This window comes from Vibrio sp. LQ2 (assembly GCF_023920125.1).
GTDB lineage: Bacteria > Pseudomonadota > Gammaproteobacteria > Enterobacterales > Vibrionaceae > Vibrio > Vibrio fluvialis.
In genome coordinates this window covers 845,190-867,558 of the sequence record NZ_CP085308.1, presented here as the reverse complement: position 1 = coordinate 867,558, position 22,369 = coordinate 845,190, and the positions used below count along the sequence as shown (strand labels likewise).

The window sequence follows — 22,369 nt, the reverse complement described above, 5'->3', positions numbered from 1 at the left end:
ATTCAGAATAAGTTTTTATCTCTCACCAGTTCACGAGGCAGACCGTTTTTGACGCGATTGCCCACCCATTTTCCCAGTCCAATCACATCGTTACCATAACGAACAATCACTTCGCCTTGGCCACTTTGACCTTGTGGACGGACATCTCGTCCCATGTACCATTCGCGTGCATCTTCAACCGAAAGTTCAACGCAACGGGTTTCTTGCCCGGTAGCTAGCGCGGTCGCCACCTGATGCTGCCAGCGGTATCCTTTCTTGTGCGTTTCGGCGATTTTGATCCCCATTCGGGAAAAGCGCAGTTCGCCCAACATCGGTTCCAATGCATTAGGGAACAGCCACACATCGCCGTCTCGAAGCCAGATGCTGCTGTCAGCAGGTAGGGAGATACCCAGAGTGGTTTGCAGCTGTTTCTCCACATCGGCTTGGATCTTGTTGCTCGCTTTCTCGAACGGGAACTTGCCCAAACGTTTTTTGACTGGTGGAGCCGCAACGGCGGCAAGTTTACGCATACGTGCCACAAAGAAGCCTTCACAGTCATAAACCTGAGGGAAAATGTGCAGGAAACCTTCTTCAGTAATGGCTTTGTCGGCATCGGAGAACAGAGAGTCGAGGCGCTCAAAACTCACCGCATCGCCGTAGGTGTTTTTCAAGTGCCAGCACACTTGCTGGTTCTCTTCACAACTCAATGTACAGGTTGAATACACCAAGACACCGCCGACCTTCAGTGCCTGAAAAGCACTTTCAATCAGGTCTTTCTGCGTATCTGCAATCGATAATACAGACTCTTTGCTCCAGTTTTTCATGGCATCCGGATCCTTACGGATCGTGCCTTCGCCAGAGCAGGGCGCGTCAATCAATACGGCATCGAACTGTTCCGGTAACCATCCGCCGAAGACTCGGCCATCAAAATTACTCAGCGCTGCATTGCGAATACCACAACGTTCGATGTTGGCATGCAGCACTTTTACGCGACTGGCTGAGAATTCGTTCGCGACCAGAACCCCCTGGTTGTTCATTAGCGCAGCCATCTGAGTAGTTTTAGACCCCGGTGCTGCCGCCATATCCAGTACTGAGTGGAAAGCATCTGCCTCATCCATAAACAACGCTGAAACCGGCATCATGGAACTGGCTTCCTGAATGTAGAACAGACCAGCCATGTGTTCGGCGGTGTTGCCAAGTGGCACTTCGCTTTCATCGGCTTCGATCCAGAATCCGGTTTCGCACCACGGCACAGGCTCCAATGCCCATCCTTTCTCACTGGCGCGTTGCTGAAACTCTTCCACACTGATTTTTAACGTGTTGACGCGAACACTTTTGCGCAGTGGTCGCTGGCAAGCTGCGATAAAATCTTCCATGTTGAGGGATGCCGGAAGGATATCAGCGATCGTAGTAAGAAATTCTTCTGGGAGAGAGATATTCGAATGCAAAATGGTGTCTCAGTCTTGGATTTTGGGGCGGAATTATATACCTATCATTGCCGTACTTGAAGTTACAGAGACGCTGGATATAAAAAGGCAGCCATCAGGCTGCCTTTTTAGCTCATATCGTCAGGGCTTAGGAATGGCAGTTCGCCATTTTTTCCACTCTTCCTGAGGGGTCGGATAGAGGTAGAACGATTGACCTGCTTTGGCGGCAGCAGTCAGCTGTTTTTGCTCTGGGGTGGCAAAGGTAATCCCGCCGCGCACAATACTGTCTAGCGTGCCGGCTTTGACATTGGCACCACTCAGGCCGATAGAAACGTCTAAGCCGGAAGTATTCCAGAACAGGCTATTCTCACGCACCAGATAAGCGTACTTCGACTCAATTTCGATAGTGGAGATGACGCGATCCGCAAAGTTGCCCAGGCGAACATCCGTTACGCGGCCGACTTCGATGTCGCGGTAAAGTACAGGCGTACCCACATCAATTGAACCTCGGGTCTCGCTTTGCAGGCTAAAGGTGATGCCTTTTGCCTGATAGGGCATAGCAGACAGCGTAAACTGTTTGGTCGCTTTGCCGCTGCCCGGTTTCACTTCAATCGCCTTTGAAATCAGGTTCTGCAAGTTGGAGACGCCTTTGAGTCCTACCTTCGCTTCCGCTAGCCAGAATACGGATCCCGCTTTAGTGATATAGGGCGCGTAGGTCGGTTGAATCCGGGCTTTGAAGCGCACTTGTGGTGAGGAAAAATCCGGCAGCACGTCGGTGATTTCGCCCACCTGAACACCGTTGTATTTGATTGGTGTTCCGACGGTAATGCCAGTATTGCCTTGGGCGACCAGCATGATCTCTTCACCATATTTTTGCGCTTGTTGATAATCCGGGTAGAGCTTCCATAGTTCGCCCTGTTTGTTTTCGACGCCGTTGATGTTGTCGAACTCTATGCCGCCCTGAATCAGCGTTTGCAGGGGAGCAGCTTTGATACTGACGCCGGACAAAGATGCGTTCACTTCAACGCCGGATCGGCTCCAAAACACGGTTTGTGATGTAATCAAGTGCTTGTACTGATTCTCAATTTTTGCCTCAATCACAACACCGCTTTGTGTCAGCTTGAAGCTGGATACCGTGCCGACTTTAAGATTGCGGTACAACAACGGGCTGCCAGCGTTCACCGGAGGCAGTTCTGGCGCGAATAATTGCAGGGTTTGTGAACCAGACTGATTGTACTTGGCGATTTCAGCCAAAGATTGATTCTGATACAGGCGGTAAGATTGCTGCGTCTTCTCACTGCCTTCGCTGACAAAACTGATTGAGCCGGTTAACAACTGTTTGGCCGGTGGAATCGAAACGCTCAGGCCCGATTCCGTCAATGCAGCACTGGCGGAACCTGTCACGTAAAAACGGCTTTGCGATCGAACAAGCGAGGCGTACTGCTTGTCAATCAGCACATCAAATTCCACCTTATCAGCGGCAAGCTTCACGGCGGTTACCGAGCCGACGGCGACACCGCGATAGAGGATCTGTGCGTCTTTTTCCAAGCCAAATGAACTTTCAGCAATCAGTTTTAACGCGACTGAGCGTGACTGCTCCTGGCTAAATTCAGCTTTGCGCACGGCGGTAAAATGACGCGCACGGTCGCCTTCACCTGGCACCAGAGTAAGAAAATTGCCTTTCACCAAATTAGCGAGGTTTTCTACGCCAGTCAGCGACACTTTAGCTTCTTCGAGGACAAAATGGCTGCCTGAATTCAGCAAATCACTGAACGCAGGCTGAACTGCCGCTGATGCGACAATTTTGTCGTTGTTGAGTTGAAGGTTAGTGATTTGACCGATTTCAATTCCGCGATAAATGATCGGCGCACCTGACGGATTAATGTTGTTGTTATCCGGCAGATCAATTTTGACCGGAATACCGCGGCCTGCAGTTTTTAAATCGCGATAGAGCCGGAACTGGGTATTCTGTTCGACGGGTTCACCACCATCGGGGGAGTCGACCGCAATTGAGCCGCCAATCAGAGCGCTCAGGCTTTCCAGACGTACATCGATGCCATCAAAACCAACCGTGGTTCCAACGCCACTGACGTTCCAGAAGCGGCTTTCGCTGGTAATGATGTGGCGATATTCGTTCTTGATGGAGGCTTGAATGATGACGGATTTTGCACTTTCATCGAGCTGATAACTGTAGACTTCACCAATCGGGATTTTCTTGTAGACGATTTGAGAGCCGATAGAAATACCGCCGAGATCGCTGGCTTTCAGGGAAATGGTCAGCCCGCTGTTGGCCAGCAGATCCGAGGGTGCAGAGTCTAAAGCATGATATTCATCGGGATGATCACTTTGTCCATCAATGTTGCTGCCAGGTTGAATTGCGATGTAGTTACCTGACACCAGCGCATCAAGACCGGAAACTCCGGACAGACTGGCGGTCGGTTTGACCAGCCAGAATCGCGTATCGGCAGAGAGCAGGCGAGTAGCTTCGGGGTAGACATCGGCTTCCACATAGATGCTGTTAAGATCGGAGGAGAGCTTAATGTCTCTGACCATACCCACTTCCAGACCTTGATAGCGAATGGTGGTACGGCCCGCGACCAGGCCTTGCGCATCGGAGAAGTAGATCTGTATGCGATCGCCTGCGTCGTGAATGGCTTTAACCACCAGCCATCCGGCCAGAATCATGGTCAGAATCGGCAAAATCCATAACGGTGAAATGCCCTTATTACGCCTTACGTCCGGCGAGTAGGCTTTTTGTTTTGTTGGTTCGTTACTCATTATCAGACTCGTTCTTAGAAACGGCACCCGGATAGTTATCCCATATCAGACGAGGATCGAGGCTTTCTGCGGCGAGCATCGTCAATACGACGACCATACCAAAAGCAACGGCGCCATACCCGGGCGTAAAATCAAGAATCTGGCCGCGATCGACCAAAGTCAGCATGATGGAGATGACAAACAGATCCATGACGGACCATTTGCCAATCCATTTAATCACATAAAAAATGAACATTCTCTGGCGGTGGTAAACCTGCCGCTTAAAGCGTATCGCCAGCAATAAATAGATGAGGCCGAGAATTTTCGCTACCGGGACGACAATACTGGCAACGAAAATAATAATAGCAATGCCGATCATGCCGCTGTTCACCAATGAGGCAACACCGGAAAAAATGGTGTCTTCCAAACGCTGGCCATTGGTGATCAGGATTGAAATCGGGATGATATTGGCGGGGAAAATGGCCACGCTGGCCGCTATCACATAAGCCCAAGTGCGTTCAATCGACTGTGGCTTGCGATGGTAAAGTTTGTGATGGCAACGAGTGCAACGAGCCCCTTCTTCCTGAGATAAATGGCAGTTATGGCAGTGAACCTGTTTATTGTGCGCGTCGTAATCACGCTCCGGTTTCCAAGCTTCCCAGTAGCGGCGCACGCTGATGCGGCTGATGAGCAGCACCGTAAACAGCTGCAAGAGCACCAGGCTATACAGGGCTGGGCCGATAAACACATCGGAATAATCTTTGAGTTTGAAACAAGAAAGAGCCACGCTGACCAGGAACACATCCATCATCGCCCATGATTTGAGTTTCTGTATCAGGGTCAGCGAGTAACGAAGCCCGGTAAACCAACGATGGTGGAGCGAAATATGCGCTACCACGACCGAACCACAGACGAGAAACGGCGCCAGCGTACTGCAGAAGAAAACCAATAAGGCGAGGGCGAAGTAACCTTCATTACTTAATGCGATGATGCCGGCAGGCAATGAGGCCGGGATCATAACACCGACCAGGCGAATACTAATGAAATCGAAAAACTGCGACGGAATAAACAGTAACAAACAAGTAATCGCAACGGCTAAGTTGCCGGATAACGACGGGCTGCCGCCGCGGTACAGCTGAGTGCCGCAACGCGGACAATAAGCGCTTTTCCCTCGTTCGACCGAGATGACATCAACAGGCAGCTCACATCCCTGACACAAGCGAACAGAGCCGCTGTCAGTTAAATGTTGCTTTAACGCTTTGATTTTCATCGCAGCGTTTCCTTATTATACAGGGTGACGTTGTCACCTTTATGCGTGCGATTGTATTGAACCATACAATGTTTGATACAAACCTTCTTGTTCAACCAGCTCTCCGTGAGTACCGGATTGACTGACATGACCATCTTCCAGCACGTAAATCAAATCGGCTTGTTTTACTGCTGACAGACGATGCGCCACGATCAGTGTTGTTCTTCCGTGCAGAAACTCTGTTAACGCTTTATGCAATGCCGCTTCGGTGGCGGTGTCAAGCGCTGAGGTCGCTTCATCCAAAATCACAAATTTCGGATTGCTCAAAATCATACGCGCAATCGCTAAACGTTGTCGCTGGCCGCCCGATAAACGAATGCCGTTGCGTCCGATCTGGGTGTCGAGGCCCTGATTGAGTTTAGTGATCACGTCCTGCATCTGCGCGATATCTAACGCACGCCACAAGGACAGTTCGTCGTAATCGCTTCCGAGGGTGAGATTATGCCTTAAAGTGTCATTGAAAAGTACAGGTTGTTGTAATACCACGGCTATCTGGCTTCGAATCACATCAAAGCTGATGTCATCGCAGGTCTCTCCGTTGTAGCGAATCTCTCCGGAATTTGCCCGGTATACGCCAATCAGCAATTGAATCAGGGTGGATTTTCCGCCGCCACTGGCACCCACTAATGCGACCTTTTTACCAGCCGGGATCTCAAGTGACAGATCATCTAACACTTTATGTTCGCCGTCGTAAGAGAAGTTAACCTGCGAAATGGACACTTCCACTTCGCGATCATCGGTAAACGGATTGACCTTACTGGGCGGACGATGTTCTTCTTCTAGCTGAAGCAACTCGTTGATGCGAGTGAGGGCCGCTTTGGCGCTGTACCATGAAAACTGAATGCCGAGCAGTTCCTGAACCGGGCTGAGCATAAACCATAGGTAGCCGAACACTGCGAATATCTGGCCAATAGTTAAGTCGCTGAAAACTACCATCAGCATCGCGACGGCGCGAAAGAGTTCAAAGCCCAGCAGAAATAATAAGAAGGACAGACGGCCAGCGGCCTCCGATTGCCAGGCATATTTGTCAGCGTGGTTGCGAACTTCGTCTGCATGCGAGGTCAGTTGGGCGAGAAATTCCCGCTCTTTGTTCGCCGCGCGCAACTGGTAAATGCCATCCAGCGTTTCGACCAGACGATTTTGGAAACGTTCAAAGGCCTGATTCTCTCGTTTCTTGAGGTGTTTGACCTTGCTACCGAGCTTGCGAGAAAAATAAATCACAATCGGGTTGACCAGCAAAATAAACAAACCTAACCGCCATTCGAGCCACAGCAAAACGATCGCGGTGCCAATGACGGTGAGGAAACTGATGAGGAACTTACTTAATGTCGTGCCGATGAATTGATCGATCGTCTCGATATCGGTAATTAAATGGGCGTTAATCCCGCCGCTTCCCCGGGTTTCATATTGCTTTATGCTGATGCGCCCCAATTTATCAATCATCTTGCTGCGCATTTGGAAAGTGATGGTTTTGGAAACCAGAGTAAACTGCCGGTTCTGCACGATATTGAGTAGTTGGCTGGCCGCACGCATCAGTACCACCAGCAGCAGGGTAAACATGATGTAACCGGTTGGCGTTTGCCAGTCGGATGGGAGCCACTTGTTCATGACCGCCAGACCTGTGCCTGGCTTATTGAGAAGAACCTCATCAACCATCAGTGGCATAAGTAGCGGGATGGGTACACTGATTAAAGTTGCAGCGATCGCAATCGCATTAGCGTACAACAACTTAGACTTATGTTTTTTAACTTGAGTTATGAGCCAAGAACGGCTAATAGTGTCACTGGTATACGTCATTATAATGAGAATGCATCCTATTTAACTTCTGGGTGCCATTGTACGTAGAACCTTTAGTGAAGTCGTTATTTTTCAATTGGAAGTTAATATGAAAATAGAACATTACCACCGCTTAACCAAGCAAGCTGTTGCGTTATTAGAGTCTGAACCGGATATGATCGCAAACTTGTCGAACTTAAGCGCACTGCTCAACATGGAGTTAGAAGACCTGAACTGGGTGGGTTTCTATCTGATGCGTGATGGTGAGTTGGTACTTGGTCCGTTCCAGGGTAAACCTGCGTGTGTGCGCATTCCTGTCGGACGTGGTGTATGTGGTACTGCGGTTGCCACCAATTCTGTTCAACGTGTTTATGACGTCCATGAGTTCGAAGGTCATATTGCCTGTGATGCGGCAAGTAACTCTGAGATCGTGATTCCGTTTTCTATCAACGGTGAAGTTGCAGGCGTGTTAGATATTGACAGCCCAAGTGTTGGCCGTTTTTCAGAAACTGACGAAGAAGGACTCACGTTTTTGATGACTGAAGTAGAAAAGCTGCTCAATTCACACGCGAACAAGGCATAAATTGGTCTTTGCCTGTGGTTTTTCGTAGTCAGGTCACTATAATACCGAACATATTTACTTAATGCTTCGCGGACCAGCCGCATCAACCAGGAATCCTCATGGAAAACACTGAAAAGTTAAAAAACAGCAAAGAAGTGATTGCGTACATTGCTGAATGTTTCCCTAACTGCTTTACTTTAGAAGGTGAGGCTAAGCCTCTAAAAATTGGTATCTTTCAAGATCTTGCTGAGCGCCTAAGTGAAGACTCTAAAGTAAGCAAAACTCAACTTCGTGCAGCACTAAGACAGTACACTTCGTCTTGGCGTTACCTGCACGGTGTTAAAGCTGGTGCGGTTCGTGTCGATCTAGATGGTAATGCATGTGGTGTATTGGAAGAGCAACATGTAGAACACGCAAAAGCGGCGTTGGCAGAGAGCAAAGCTCGTGTAGACGCCCGTCGTAAAGAGCAAGGAAAAAAGGTGCGTGAAGACGCAAAAGCGAAGCCGAAGGCAGCGAAAAAGCCACAAGCTCGTCGTCCTCAGCAAAAAGCGGCACCAAAAGCGGATAAAAAGCCTGTAGAAACACGTGCTCTGACAGCTGATGAACTGAATGTTGGCAAAGAAGTGAACGTGAACATGGGCAAAGGCAACATGGCTGCGACCATCGTTGAAATCAATAAGGAAGATGTGCGTGTTCAACTCGGCAACGGCCTGCAAATGGTTGTGAAAGCGGAGCACTTGCGCGCATAAAGGAGAAATTCCTACGCATGAAATGCCGTTCAAAATTATCTCTGATTGCTGCTAGCCTTTGGCTAGCAGCCTTTTCAGTTCAGGCTCTCGAAGCCAATATCCACAAAGAGGATCTTCCTCTTCTTTCCCCTGAAGTTCAGCATGAAACCGCGAGCAAACGCGTTACGTCTCGTTTTACTCGTTCTCATTACAAACATTTCAATCTCGACGATCAGTTTTCCCAAGCGATTTTTGAACGTTATATCGAAATGCTGGACTACAATCGCAACCTGTTTACTCAGGCTGACATCGATTCTTTCAAAGACTGGTCAGTTCAACTTGATGACCAACTCAAGGTAGGCAATAACCAAATCGCCTTTGATTTGTATAACCTGTCGATGGAAAAGCGTTTTGACCGTTTTCAATATGCGCTGTCTCTGTTAGATCACGAAATCACGTTTGATACCGATGAATCGATTGAGCTTGACCGTTCAAAAGCGGCGTGGCCAAAAGATCAGGCAGAAGTCGATGAATTGTGGCGTAAACGCGTTAAATACGACGCGCTGAACCTCAAGCTGGCGGGTAAAGAGTGGCCGGAAATCAAAGAAACGCTGGCGAAACGTTACAACAATGCGATTAAACGCCTGACTCAAACGCACAGTGAAGATGTATTCCAACTTTACATGAATGCGTTTGCGCGTCAGATTGACCCGCACACCAGCTACTTATCACCTCGTAATGCCGAGCAGTTCCAGTCTGAGATGAATCTTTCACTGGAAGGTATTGGTGCTGTGCTGCAGATGACAGACGACTACACCGTGATTCGTTCACTGGTAGCTGGTGGTCCGGCTTCGAACAGCAAACAGTTGGGCGAGGGTGACCGCATTATCGGTGTGGGCCAAGACGGTGAAGATATTGTCGATGTCATTGGTTGGCGTTTGGACGATGTTGTACAGCTGATTAAGGGACCGAAAGGGACCAAAGTGAAGCTGCAGGTTCTGCCTGACGGCAAAGATGCAAAAAGTCACGTTGTCACAATTGTGCGTGACAAGATTCGTCTGGAAGACCGCGCAGTTAAGTCAGAGATCATTGAAAAAGATGGCAAGAAAATCGGCGTGCTTGAAGTCCCGAGTTTCTATGTTGGTCTGTCTCAAGATACTGACAAGCTGATCACTGAGCTGAAAGCGAAGAATGTAGATGGCATCATTGTGGATCTGCGTAATAACGGTGGCGGTGCGCTGACAGAAGCAACAGCGTTATCTGGTCTGTTTATTACCAGTGGTCCGGTCGTTCAGGTTCGTGACAGCTACGGCCGAGTGAACGTGAACAGTGATACGGACGGCAAGGTGAGTTACAGCGGGCCGATGACTGTACTGATCAACCGCTACAGTGCTTCAGCGTCTGAGATTTTTGCCGCAGCTATGCAAGATTATGGCCGTGCGATCATTTTGGGTGAAAACTCATTTGGTAAAGGTACGGTTCAGCAACATCGCTCGTTGAATCATATTTACGATCTGTTTGATAAAGAACTGGGTTACGTGCAGTACACCATTCAAAAGTTCTACCGTATTGATGGCGGCAGTACTCAGAACAAAGGTGTCATTCCGGATATTGCTTTCCCGACAGCGGTTGATGCTGCTGAAACGGGTGAAAGTATGGAATCGAATGCGCTGCCTTGGGACAGTATCGATAAAGCGAAGTATGAAAAGCTGCATGATTTTCACAAGATGATCACGACACTGAGTGCGGAACATCAGACGCGCATCGCTAAGGATATGGAGTTTAGCTTTATCCAGCAGGATATTGCGAAGTACAAAGCAGAGAAAGACGATAACTACCTGTCTTTAAATGAGAAAGTACGTAAAGCTCAGAGTGAGAAATCTGATCAGGAACGCTTAGATCGTATCAATACTCGTCAGAAAGCGATGGGCAAGAAAGAGTTTAAGACGTTGCAAGATGTGCCAAAAGATTACGAAGCACCAGATGCTTATCTGGATGAATCGGTCGCCATCATGGTGGACATGATCAAGCAATCGTAAGATGCAAATAATGAACAAGCGGGCTTTAAGCCCGCTTTTTTTGTCTGCTGAGTTCTATTAGACATGCACCATTTGCATCGCGAGATCGCGGCCATTGCCGCGAATACGATCAATCGTTGCCGCGAAACTGGCCGATATTCTGAGTAGTCGTGAATCCGGATGTTCGGCAAGAAAGTTCGCTTTATCCAACTCTTGCTGAAACGAGTCCCAACGTTCGTTGATGGATCGCGCAAAGTGCAGAATTGTTGCCAGTTTGGGTGATACCTCGGCCTCTCTCGGCTCGTTGAAATGTTCAATGGCATCGGCCATCTCTTCCGGAAATTTCCAACTGCGTGCAAGCCGTGCACCCAAGGTCGGAGAGGAGACATCCAATAACTCTTCCTGAACAGAGAAAGGCTCTTCTCCTAACTCAATTCTTTGATTAATAACCATGGCCTGTTCCGGAACCAGCGTATGAATCATCAGCTCGCCGATGTTGTGCAGAATGCCAGTGGTGAATACTTCATTGGTGTCCATACCGACTTCCGCTGCAAGCTTGCTTGAAATCACCGACACTTCAAAGGTGTCTGTCCAATACTTTTCCATATCCAGTGTCGTGATATGCGGGAAAGCGCTCGACAGCACGGACGCTACGACCAGAGTTCTGACTGGCCCCGTTCCCACTCGAATTAAGGCATCATTGACGGTCGCAATGGTTTTGTTGCCGCCAAAATGTGCAGAGTTCGCCATACGTAACAAGCGAGCGCTGAGTACCTGATCCATTTCAATTTTATGGGCGAGTTGGTGAAAATCGACATCGTCCTGATTCACCATTTCAAGTAATTCGTGCAGCAGACTTTGAATGCGGGGAAGTTCGTTTAAACGAGAAATTAGTGCCACCTGACTCATGTTTGTTGTCTCCTTGAGGATTTGGTTTTCTGACTATAGTTCAGCCTTTCTCAATAAGACAAAATTGACAGTTACACTTTTTTAACAATAGTTCGGCCGTTTTATTTTGTTTAAAACGGAGAAGAAAACCAAGTTTTATATCCACTTAGACAGGCCCATTTATCAACAGAAAAATCAGTAAAAAGTCGTTGAAAAGAATGGTTATTGTGATTTATGTCAAATAATTTAGCGTTATGTGTACGGTCAGCCTAAGCTTAAAGAAAAAAGTGAGGGGAAGCGCGATGAAATGGGTAATGATGATTTTCGCTTGTCTGAGCTTGGTTTCCACCGGCCCAGCGTTTAGCGTAAATGATTCTGATAACAGAGATTTAACACAGTTTGACCAACCTTTTTTATTGGGTGACTGGTATCTGATTAATCCTAATCCGGAAGAATCGCGGGAGAATTTTCTGGCGATTAAGCTCAACTTAGAGTCTGACTATACCTTTGCTATTGATATACAAAAGAAAGACTACAGTGTGGATCATTGGGAAGGTATGTACGCAGCCAACAATGACACCATTATTCTTGGGCTGAACTCCGACGAACCTCAGGTTTATGCCTATAAAGGCAATCATAATTTGTTGCATCTCAATGGCGTTACGTTCACTAAAGCTTTGTCGAATGCGCTGGCAGGAATTTGGTCCAGTACGTCGCTGTCTGGTGATGATCTCTCTTCAGGAAACATTCAGAGTGTTGACCTGATTCTCCAACCCGATTTTGTGTTTCTGTTCCGGGCCAGTGGGAGCAATGGTATCGAAGCCATTCACCGTGGAGTCTATTACACAGAGGGGAATCATCTTGTACTGATGTATGAAGATGGTGAACAGGACACACGCTACACCCTAAATCAGGACCAGCTGACGTTGGAAGTGGAAGATGGCTCGATGTATGCGGTGATGGATCGTATCCGTTAACAGCAACGCCAGAAGTTTTCTGAACCACTGCCTAGTCGTTGATGATTAGAGAAATCTGTTATTCCGTTCTTACTCGCTAGCAAGATAACGAGGTATTTAATGCAAATACCTCGTTTTTTCTTTTCAGGGGTTGTTATTGGCGCCAACAAGCCTAAGATCTGTATCACCAAGCAATTGGGAATAGTCACATATCATTACGTCAAAAGGATTCCGACAATGGCTCAAACTCCACAGGCCAAGTATCGTAAAGATTATAAAGAGCCTTCACATACCATTTCCGACATTGAACTGACCTTCGATCTTCATGACACAGCGACAACAGTGACCGCTGTTTCTCAAGTTAAGCAGCAAGGTGACAGTACAACGTTAGTTTTGGATGGCGAAGGACTGGAATTAAAAGCGCTGCAAGTTAACGGCGCAGACTGGCAAGATTACACACTGTTGGAAGCGGGCATTGAGATTCGCGCATTACCGGCAGTTTTTGAACTCACCATCGTTACTTTAACCAATCCGGAAGCGAACACCGCGCTGGAAGGTTTGTACAAGTCGGGTGGTGCATTCTGTACTCAGTGTGAAGCAGAAGGCTTCCGCCGCATTACTTATTATCTCGACAGACCAGACGTGCTGGCGAAATACACCACCACAGTCATTGCTGATAAAGCACAATACCCATTCCTGCTCAGCAACGGCAACAAAGTTGAACAGGGCGAAGCGGAAAATGGTCGCCACTGGGTAAAATGGCAGGATCCACATCCAAAACCAGCGTATCTGTTTGCCTTAGTGGCTGGCGATTTTGATGTACTGCGCGACAAGTTTGTAACCCAATCCGGCCGCAATGTTGATCTGGAAATTTTTGTCGACAAAGGCAATCTGGATCGTGCGCATCACGCGATGGCGTCGCTGATCAATGCGATGAAGTGGGATGAAGAGCGTTTCGATCTGGAATACGACCTCGATATCTACATGGTTGTGGCGGTCGATTTCTTCAACATGGGCGCAATGGAAAATAAAGGTCTTAACATCTTTAACTCCAAGTATGTGCTGGCCAACGAGAAAACGGCGACCGATACCGATTATCTGGGTATCGAAGCGGTGATCGGACACGAATATTTCCACAACTGGACGGGTAACCGAGTAACCTGTCGTGATTGGTTCCAACTGAGCCTGAAAGAAGGTTTAACCGTATTCCGTGATCAGGAATTCTCATCGGATCTGGGTTCTCGCGCGGTAAACCGAATCAACAATGTACGCATTATTCGCGGTCCGCAGTTTGCGGAAGATGCGAGCCCGATGTCGCATCCGATCCGTCCGGATAAAGTGATCGAGATGAATAACTTCTACACCCTGACCGTTTACGAGAAAGGCAGTGAAGTGATTCGCATGATGCATACTTTGTTGGGTGAAGAGGGCTTCCAGAAGGGCATGAAGCTGTACTTCGAACGTCACGATGGCACGGCGGCGACGTGTGAAGATTTCGTTTCTGCAATGGAAGATGCGTCCGGCGTTTCACTGGAACAATTCCGTCTATGGTACAGTCAATCGGGCACACCAACGGTGAAAGTGAGCAGTGAGTACGATGCGTCAGCGAAAACTTATGCACTGACCATTGAACAACACACAGAGGCGACGCACGAGCAGAAAGAGAAACAGCCGTTGCACATCCCATTCGATGTCGAACTGTATACAAAGAGTGGTGAAATCATTCCGTTACAATGTCACGGTAAGGTGGTGGCGAATGTACTGGACGTGAAGGAAGCGAAACAAACGTTTGTGTTTGAAAATGTTCCTGAGCAACCAATTCCTTCACTGCTGCGTGAGTTCTCTGCGCCAGTTAAACTGGAATACGACTACAGTGATGAAGAGCTGACTTTCCTGATGGTGCATGCGACTAACGAGTTTGCCCGTTGGGATGCAGGACAGATGTTGCTGGCGAAATACATTCGCGCGAACGTCAACAACGTGCAGCAGGGCAAGTCCGTGGAATTGTCTGAAGCGGTAGTGGATGCATTCCGCGGTGTGTTGCTGAGCGATGTTCTGGAACCTGCGTTTGTGGCGGAGATGCTGTCGCTTCCAAGCCACAATGAAGTGTCGGGTTGGTACAAACGTGTCGACGTTGATGCAATTGCTCAAGTGCTGAAAGCGATCAAAGTGATTCTGGCAACGGAGCTGGAAGATGAGTTGAGCGCCACTTACCATACATTAAAGCAAGCAGAGTACACCATTGAACATGCGGCGATTGGACGTCGTGCACTGCGCAACACTTGTCTGGCCTATTTGGCTTACACTGAGCAAGGCAACGAGTTGGTGAAAACTCAGTATGCGCAAGCCAACAACATGACTGATACTATCGCGGCAATGTCTGCAGCGAACTCTGCTGGCCTGGTATGTCGTGAATCACTAATGGCGGATTACAGCGATAAGTGGAAACACGATGGTTTGGTTATGGATAAATGGTTTGTGCTGCAAGGTTCTAACCCAGCGGAAAATGCGTTGGAAGTGATCAAGCAGACAATGAATCATGAAGCGTTCAGCCTGAAAAACCCGAACCGTACGCGCAGCCTGATTGGTTCATTCTTGAGTGCGAACCCGGTTCGATTCCACGCGAAGAGTGGTGAAGGTTACCGTTTTGCCGGTGAGATTCTGCGTGAGATGAACAGCAGCAACCCGCAAGTCGCATCACGCTTGATTGATCCACTGCTAAAATTCCGTCTGTACGATGAAGAGCGTCAAGCTATGATCAAAGCAGAACTGGAAGGGTTGAAAGCGATGGATAATCTGGCTCGTGATCTGTACGAGAAAGTTACCAAAGCGCTCGAAGACTAACAAATGATGAGGTGGCACTTCGGTGCCACCATTTTCAAACGATGAACCGTTATTTCTTTTCTCTCAACATTTCTTATCAGGCATTTTTGTCACACTATTCTGGTGCCGCCAGCACGGTATTAGTGTTAACAGAATGTGGCCTGCGCCTCCAATTGCCGGCAGCAAAATTTCGGCCATTTCTTAGCCAAATTGGAGTAAAAGGTCGATTTCGCCTAACTACTGACCAAAACAATAAGTTCCTAAAGTTAGAAGTTCTGTGAGTTCGGTTTTTTGCAGTAATTTAAATAGGTACATTAGTCACATTCTCAGACATTTCACCTCCTACCAGCCGTAAAATCATTAACTTTTTGTCAATAAAGCTTTTACAATAGTCCTGCATTACCAAGTGTAAGTTCTTTGCTTACGCCATACCCTACAAAGCCATAATTCTAATCTCTGGAGTCGCCTATGACCGCGCGTGAAAGTTTAATGCCGGTTCTGCTTGAAAAAGTGTATCAGCTAATTCAAGACAAACTTGAGCTTGCTCATCAACCCCTAGTCACTCAACTCGCACAACACCTTTTTAGTAATGTTGCACAAGACGATCTGATCGAACGAAATGAATCCGACTTATACGGAGCGGTCGTCAGCCTGTGGCACCATATCAACGAGAAGAAACCGGAAGAGCGCTCAGTTCGAGTGTTTAACCCAACGGTGAGTAAACAAGGTTGGCAATCAACCCATACCATCGTCGAAATCGTTATCCCGGATAGTCCTTTCCTTGTTGACTCCATCAAAATGGCTCTGAGCCGTTTGGATCTGACTTCTCACCTGATGCTCAATGGCCCGACTCAAATCGCGCGAAACGCCGATGGCACAATTAAAAGCATCAACGACGGCGAAGGTCCGCTGCAGTCACTGTTCCATCTGGAAGTTGACCGCCTGAGCAGCAAAGAAGAGATGACCGCACTTAAGGATGAGTTGCTGGATATTTTGAATGATACCTCGCTGGTGGTTCAGGATTGGAAACCAATGGCGAGCAAGTTGGATCAAGTGATCGCGCAACTGGAAAAGCAAAAAGATCGTATTCCGGTAGAAGCGGATCGTTGCGAAGAAACGTTGAAGTTCTTGCGCTGGTTGGGTAACCACAACTTTACGTTCATGGGCTACAAAGAATTTGACCTGGTGAATGTCGAAGGCGATACCGAGCTGCGTCCAACAGAAGAATCGGGCCTTGGCCTGTTTTCCGATGCGAAACGTGTTCGTACGGTTAAGCTATCCCACTTCCCGGATTCTGCACGCCTGGAAGCGAAAAAACCGTTCCTGCTGATCCTGACAAAAGGCAATAAGCAGTCACGTATTCACCGTCCGGCATACACCGATTACATCGGCATTAAGAAGTTTGATGAAACAGGTAAGGTCATTGGTGAGCATCGCTTTACTGGCCTTTACACCTCGGCGGTGTACAACCAGGCCGTGGAAAGCATTCCACTGATCCGCGAGAAAGTTGAGCGTATTCTGGCAGCCAGCGGTTACCGTGTTGGCTCATACGCTTATAAAGCGCTGCATAATATTTTGGAAAACTACCCGCGTGATGAACTGCTTCAAGCGCGTGAAGAAGAGTTGCTGGAAGTCGGTATGGGCGTGGTACAAATGCAGGATCGTGATTTGATCCGTCTGTTTGTGCGCAAAGACCCGTTTGGTCGCTTCTTCAGCTGCATGGTGTATGTCACCAAAGAGCGTTACAACACCGAACTGCGCCGCCATACACAACGAATTCTGAAACACTACTTTGGCTGTCAGCAAGAAGTGGAGTTCACCACTTACTTCTCAGAAAGCCCACTTGCCAGAACGCATTACATTGTTCGTGTTGATAACAACAACATGAACGTCGATGTTAAGAAAATAGAGCAAAACCTAATGGAAGCATCAACAACTTGGGATGATCGCCTATCTGAAGCGATCGTGGCAAACTTTGGCGAGAGCAAAGGTCTACCGCTTTCTAAAGAGTATCTGCACGCATTCCCTCGTTCTTACAAAGAAGATGTGATGCCGGGTTCTGCGGTTTCTGATATCGAAAGCCTGGAAGCGCTGAACGAAAACAACAAGCTTGGCATGTTGTTCTACCGCCCACAGGAAGAGAAGAAAGACTCTAAAGCGGTTCGCTTGAAACTGTATCACCGCGATGAGCCTATCCATTTGTCGGATGTTATGCCGATGCTGGAAAACCTCGGCCTGCGCGTCATTGGTGAATCACCATACGAAGTAGTGAAATCTAACGGCCAGACATACTGGATCCTGGATTTCTCAATGCTGCATAAGAGCGACAAAGAAGTGGATCTTCGCGAAGCGCGCGATCGTTTCCAACAAGCGTTTGCCGCAATCTGGAATGGTGGTCTGGAGAATGACGGATTCAACCGTCTGGTACTGGGCGCATCTCTGACTGGTCGTGAAGTCTCTATTCTGCGTGCATATGCTCGTTACATGCGCCAGGTTGGTTTCCCATTCAGTCAGCAGTATATCGAAGAGACACTGAACCATTATCCTGATCTGGCGAAAGGGCTGGTGGAACTATTTGTTCGTCGCTTTGATCCTAAATTCAAAGGCGCGCAGAAAGGTCAGGCTGATCTAGTCGCGAAACTGACTGAGCAGTTGGATCATGTGGAAAGCTTGGATGACGATCGTATTCTGCGTCGTTACATGGAAATGATCGCAGCAACCCTGCGTACCAACTACTTCCAATTGGACGAAAACAAGCAACCTAAGCCTTGGCTGGCTCTGAAAATGAAGCCGAGCGAGATTCCGGATATTCCAGCACCAGTGCCTGCGTTTGAGATCTTCGTGTACGCACCGGATATCGAAGGTGTGCACCTGCGTGGTGGTAAAGTTGCACGTGGTGGTCTGCGTTGGTCGGATCGTCAGGAAGACTTCCGTACAGAGATTTTAGGTCTGGTTAAAGCGCAACAAGTGAAAAACACCGTTATCGTACCTGTGGGTGCGAAAGGTGGCTTTGTGTGTAAGAAACAGTACATGTTTACAACGCGCGATGAGATCTTTGCCGAAGGCCAACGTTGCTACAAACGCTTTATCCGTGCGCTGCTGGATGTGACTGACAACATCATTGAAGGCGAACTGATCGCACCGAAAAACGTTGTTCGTCACGATGAAGATGATCCGTACTTGGTTGTTGCAGCGGATAAAGGTACAGCAACGTTCTCGGATCTGGCTAACTCGGTTTCTGCTGAATATAACTTCTGGTTGGGGGATGCGTTTGCATCAGGCGGTTCAAACGGCTACGACCACAAAGCGATGGGTATCACGGCGAAAGGTGGTTGGGAATCAGTGAAGCGCCACTTCCGTGAAATCGGTATTGACTGTCAAACCACGGATTTCACCGCGATTGGTATCGGTGATATGGCTGGTGACGTATTTGGTAACGGTATGCTGTTGTCGAAACACATTCGTCTGCAGGCCGCATTTAACCACCTGCACATCTTTATTGACCCGACACCAGATGCAGCAAGCGGTTGGGAAGAGCGTAACCGTCTGTTCAATCTGCCTCGTTCAAGCTGGGAAGATTACAATGCGAAACTGATTTCTAAAGGCGGTGGTATCTTCTCTCGTAAGTCGAAGTCGATCACTTTGAGCCCTGAGATCCAGAAGATGCTTGGCACGAAGAAGACATCGGCAGCGCCAAACGATCTGATTAAAATGATCCTGAAAATGGAAGTGGATCTGCTGTGGAACGGCGGTATCGGTACTTATGTGAAATCGTCGGCTGAAACCCATACTGACGTTGGTGACCGTGCAAACGATGCGCTGCGTATTGATGGCCGTGAGTTGAACGCTAAGATCGTCGGTGAAGGCGGTAACTTAGGTATGACTCAGCTAGGTCGTGTGGAATACGCACTGACTGGTGGCCGAGTCAACACCGACTTCGTCGATAACGTGGGTGGCGTAGACTGTTCGGATAACGAAGTGAACATCAAGATCTTCCTGAATGGCCTGGTTGCAAATGGTGATATGACCATTAAACAACGCAACCTTATCCTGGAATCGATGGAAGACGAAGTCGGCGAAATCGTTATTGAAGACGCTTACACCCAGTCTGAGTCGATTTCTGTAACCGAGCAACAAGGTGTTGATGTGGTGAAAGAGCAGATTCGCTTTATCCACCACATGGAAAAAGCAGGTCACCTGGATCGTGCACTGGAGTATATCCCAGATGACGAAACGCTGCTGGAACGCGAAAAACAAGGTATGGGTCTGACTCGTCCCGAACTGGCTGTTCTGGTTGCCTACGGTAAGATGGTGCTGAAAGAAGAGTTGGCGTGTGATGACATCGCAAATGATGAATTCCATGCGACTCAACTGGTGAAATACTTCCCATCTGAGTTACGTCGTAACTTCTCAGAACAAATGAAGAATCACCCTCTGCGTAAAGAAATCATCGCAACAGCGCTTGCAAATCAGATGGTTAACGAAATGGGCTGTAACTTCGTGACTCGTCTGCAAGAAGAAACTGGCGCGAACCCAGTCGATATCGTTAATGCCTATGCGGCAGCTCGCGAGATCTACGGTTTGGGTGCAGTTCTGGAACAGGTTCGCACGCACGACAACAAAGCCACTGCGAACGCACAATATGACGTTATGTTCCATGTGCGTCGTACGCTGCGTCGTCTGTCTCGTTGGTTCCTGCGCAACCGTCCGGGTAAACAGTCAGTGCAAACGTTGATCGATTGCTACCAGTCAGATGTGAAAGCGATAGCGAAAGAGCTGGATCAACTGTTGGTTTCTGATGAAGTGGCAGAACACAAAGCCATGGCTCAAGTATGGACCGAGCAGGGTATCGATGCTGAACTGGCCAATTATGTTGCTCGTTTGTCTAGCTTGTATTCAGTACTGGATATTTCTACAGTATCTCGTGAAAAAGGCAAAACCGTTGAACAAACAGCGAAGCTGTACTTCAACTTGGGCGACCGTTTGTCACTGCACTGGTTCCTGAAACAGATCAATGGCCAGGCTGTGGATAACAACTGGCAAGCTCTGGCCCGTGCGGCATTCCGTGAAGATCTGGATTGGCAGCAACGCCAGCTGACTGCGCAAGTGCTTAACTGTGCATGTGAGCCAGAAAAACTGGACGTCATGAAAGCGCTGGAAGAGTGGATCGAAAACAACGAAACCTCTCTGCATCGTTGGGAAAACATTCTGAACGAGTTCAAAGTTGGTACGGTTCATGAGTTCGCGAAGTTCTCAGTTGCCATGCGGGAATTGATGCTCCTCAACTTAAACTGCCAGGCGGCGGAATAAGCATTGAATTGTTAGACAAATACGTCAATAATAACGCCCCGTTTATTCGGGGCTTTTTTCTTTCGGAGGCACAATGCTTTACCGCTTAGCCAGAGCTGGCTTTTTTCAACTGGATGCTGAAAAGGCGCATGAACTCGCCATTCAAAACTTCAAACGTTTCACTGGTACTCCTCTCGATCTCTTCTATCGTCAACACCTTCCAAACCGTCCTGTAGAATGCATGGGACTCACATTCAAAAACCCTGTTGGTTTGGCCGCTGGTCTGGACAAAAATGGTGAATGTATCGATGCGTTTGGCGCAATGGGTTTTGGCTTCGTAGAAGTAGGGACGGTGACTCCTCGTCCACAACCGGGCAATGACAAACCGCGTCTTTTCCGTCTTATCCCAGCAGAAGGTATTATCAACCGCATGGGATTCAACAATGAAGGTGTTGATCACCTGATTGAGAATGTTAAGAAGGCGAACTACGACGGTATCATCGGGATTAACATCGGTAAGAACAAAGATACACCGATTGAAAAAGGTGCGGATGATTACCTGATTTGTATGGATAAGGTATATCCATATGCCGGTTACATTGCGGTGAATATTTCATCACCAAACACCCCAGGGCTGAGAACGCTGCAATACGGTGAGGCACTGGATGAGCTTCTGGCTGCGCTGAAAGAAAGACAAGCGGAACTGGCTGAAAAACATAACAAGTATGTACCGTTGGCTCTGAAGATCGCACCGGATCTTAGCGATGATGAGATCAAACAGATCTGCCAGTCACTACTGAAGAATAAGATTGATGGTGTTATCGCAACGAACACCACACTGGATCGCTCTTTGGTGGAAGGTATGAAAAATGCCAACGAAGCGGGTGGGCTGAGTGGTCGTCCGTTACAATCTCGCAGTACTGAAGTGATCAAGTGTCTGTATCAGGAGCTGGGTGATGAGATCCCAATCATTGGTGTCGGTGGTATTGACTCTTATGTTGCGGCGAAAGAGAAACTGATGGCTGGCGCGAAGTTAGTACAGGTATACAGCGGTTTTATCTACCACGGTCCGAAACTGGTCAGTGACATCGTCAAAAATCTATAAATGATCGCAATATATTGAGTTTCATGATCATTTAGAAAAAGTGACAAGGTGACAAACAGAGGGAATGAGATAATCATTTCCTCTTTTTTTTTGATTTTCCGTTCTTAGAATTACAGATATTCGTTGGCAAAGGTAATTTAAGCGTTTTACCTAATCGTTTGATAATAAGTAAATTGAGAGTCGGAACAATGCTTAAACCAAGTGACAAATGGAGTTGGTACTACTCAGATAGCGAAGGCTATTTGATGCTAGACCTGGGCGAGGAGATGGTGTTTCGCACGAATCTCAGCCGCAACCTTTTAGTCGATTGCGCCTTTTCTGACAATCACTTCACTGTTGACGATGCGTCTGACTACCAAACCTACAAAGAACGAATCAGCTGTCTGGATATGAGTGAACCGCGCAGAGTTGAGCTGGCGCTGTATTGTGTAGCGGCAAAACGCTTTCACAAACCAGTTCAGCCTAAGAGTTGGTTCTTTGATTATCAGGGCGGGGATGTCGCTCCGGAAGAGGGTGACATTGTCAGTCTCGTGAATAGTTTCAACCAAGGATACTTTATTGTGCTTGAAGTGGGCGATAACGCTAGCTTGTGCGCTTTGGTTGATCTCGAGGCATTTGTGCTGAATGGATCTAAGTCACTCGATTTTGGTCAGGTGATTAAGGTGATGCATGATCGCATGGCCAACGCTAATCATATTCTTGTATCAGAGCCAATGGCTTTGGTCGGTTAATCTTTTCCCTAAGTTATTTTC

Annotated in this window: 14 protein-coding genes; 9 read left to right on the top strand and 5 right to left on the bottom strand. The window is 48.0% G+C overall.

Annotation, left to right across the window (positions count from 1 at the left end; translation table 11 throughout):
• Window positions 1-2: 2 nt before the first annotated feature.
• From rsmF to LGV68_RS04090, 4 genes are all read right to left on the bottom strand, one after another.
• Window positions 3-1,427, bottom strand: a complete 1,425-nt coding sequence (gene rsmF, locus LGV68_RS04105) for a 16S rRNA (cytosine(1407)-C(5))-methyltransferase RsmF (RefSeq protein ID WP_055452235.1) — start codon at window positions 1,425-1,427, stop codon at window positions 3-5.
• A 120-nt stretch (window positions 1,428-1,547) separates the two neighbouring features.
• Window positions 1,548-4,184, bottom strand: a complete 2,637-nt coding sequence (locus LGV68_RS04100) for an MlaD family protein (protein ID WP_020331107.1) — start codon at window positions 4,182-4,184, stop codon at window positions 1,548-1,550.
• The gene (locus LGV68_RS04095; RefSeq protein ID WP_252536312.1) at window positions 4,177-5,433 is read right to left on the bottom strand and encodes a paraquat-inducible protein A; all 1,257 of its coding nucleotides are present in this window, start codon (window positions 5,431-5,433) and stop codon (window positions 4,177-4,179) included. The genes LGV68_RS04100 and LGV68_RS04095 overlap by 8 nt, the downstream gene beginning before the upstream one ends.
• A 39-nt stretch (window positions 5,434-5,472) precedes the next feature.
• Window positions 5,473-7,269, bottom strand: a complete 1,797-nt coding sequence (locus LGV68_RS04090; protein WP_158130298.1) for an ABC transporter ATP-binding protein — start codon at window positions 7,267-7,269, stop codon at window positions 5,473-5,475.
• 88 nt (window positions 7,270-7,357) lie between these two features.
• Between LGV68_RS04090 and LGV68_RS04085 the strand changes: the two genes are divergently transcribed.
• From LGV68_RS04085 to prc, 3 genes are all read left to right on the top strand, one after another.
• Window positions 7,358-7,831: a GAF domain-containing protein gene (locus LGV68_RS04085; protein ID WP_020331104.1), complete on the top strand. Its 474-nt coding sequence runs from the start codon at window positions 7,358-7,360 to the stop codon at window positions 7,829-7,831.
• 98 nt (window positions 7,832-7,929) lie between these two features.
• Entirely contained in the window at window positions 7,930-8,559 is a 630-nt protein-coding gene (gene proQ, locus LGV68_RS04080) for an RNA chaperone ProQ (RefSeq protein ID WP_020331103.1), read from the top strand.
• 17 nt (window positions 8,560-8,576) lie between these two features.
• Window positions 8,577-10,577 carry a carboxy terminal-processing peptidase gene (gene prc, locus LGV68_RS04075; RefSeq protein WP_047456799.1) on the top strand — a complete coding sequence of 667 codons (2,001 nt, stop codon included), beginning with the start codon at window positions 8,577-8,579 and terminating at the stop codon, window positions 10,575-10,577.
• A gap of 57 nt (window positions 10,578-10,634) precedes the next feature.
• On the opposite strand, the gene LGV68_RS04070 is transcribed toward prc, so the two are convergent.
• On the bottom strand, window positions 10,635-11,465 hold the full coding sequence (locus tag LGV68_RS04070; RefSeq protein WP_020432247.1) for an HDOD domain-containing protein: 831 nt from the start codon (window positions 11,463-11,465) through the stop codon (window positions 10,635-10,637).
• 281 nt (window positions 11,466-11,746) lie between these two features.
• Here LGV68_RS04070 and LGV68_RS04065 point away from each other — a divergent pair, with 281 nt between their 5' ends.
• The 6 genes from LGV68_RS04065 to LGV68_RS04040 all read left to right on the top strand — a co-directional run bounded on the left by LGV68_RS04065 (window position 11,747) and on the right by LGV68_RS04040 (window position 22,348).
• Window positions 11,747-12,421, top strand: a complete 675-nt coding sequence (locus LGV68_RS04065) for a hypothetical protein (protein ID WP_020331100.1) — start codon at window positions 11,747-11,749, stop codon at window positions 12,419-12,421.
• A gap of 216 nt (window positions 12,422-12,637) precedes the next feature.
• Window positions 12,638-15,244 (top strand): aminopeptidase N, encoded by a 2,607-nt coding sequence (gene pepN, locus LGV68_RS04060; RefSeq protein ID WP_061056535.1) that lies wholly within the window; start codon window positions 12,638-12,640, stop codon window positions 15,242-15,244.
• A gap of 41 nt (window positions 15,245-15,285) precedes the next feature.
• The gene (locus LGV68_RS04055; protein ID WP_075988588.1) at window positions 15,286-15,504 is read left to right on the top strand and encodes a DUF2835 domain-containing protein; all 219 of its coding nucleotides are present in this window, start codon (window positions 15,286-15,288) and stop codon (window positions 15,502-15,504) included.
• A gap of 187 nt (window positions 15,505-15,691) precedes the next feature.
• Entirely contained in the window at window positions 15,692-20,533 is a 4,842-nt protein-coding gene (locus tag LGV68_RS04050; RefSeq protein ID WP_252536310.1) for an NAD-glutamate dehydrogenase, read from the top strand.
• A gap of 73 nt (window positions 20,534-20,606) precedes the next feature.
• Window positions 20,607-21,617: a quinone-dependent dihydroorotate dehydrogenase gene (gene pyrD, locus LGV68_RS04045; protein WP_020331097.1), complete on the top strand. Its 1,011-nt coding sequence runs from the start codon at window positions 20,607-20,609 to the stop codon at window positions 21,615-21,617.
• A 188-nt stretch (window positions 21,618-21,805) separates the two neighbouring features.
• On the top strand, window positions 21,806-22,348 hold the full coding sequence (locus LGV68_RS04040; RefSeq protein WP_020432254.1) for a cell division protein ZapC: 543 nt from the start codon (window positions 21,806-21,808) through the stop codon (window positions 22,346-22,348).
• Window positions 22,349-22,369 lie beyond the last annotated feature (21 nt).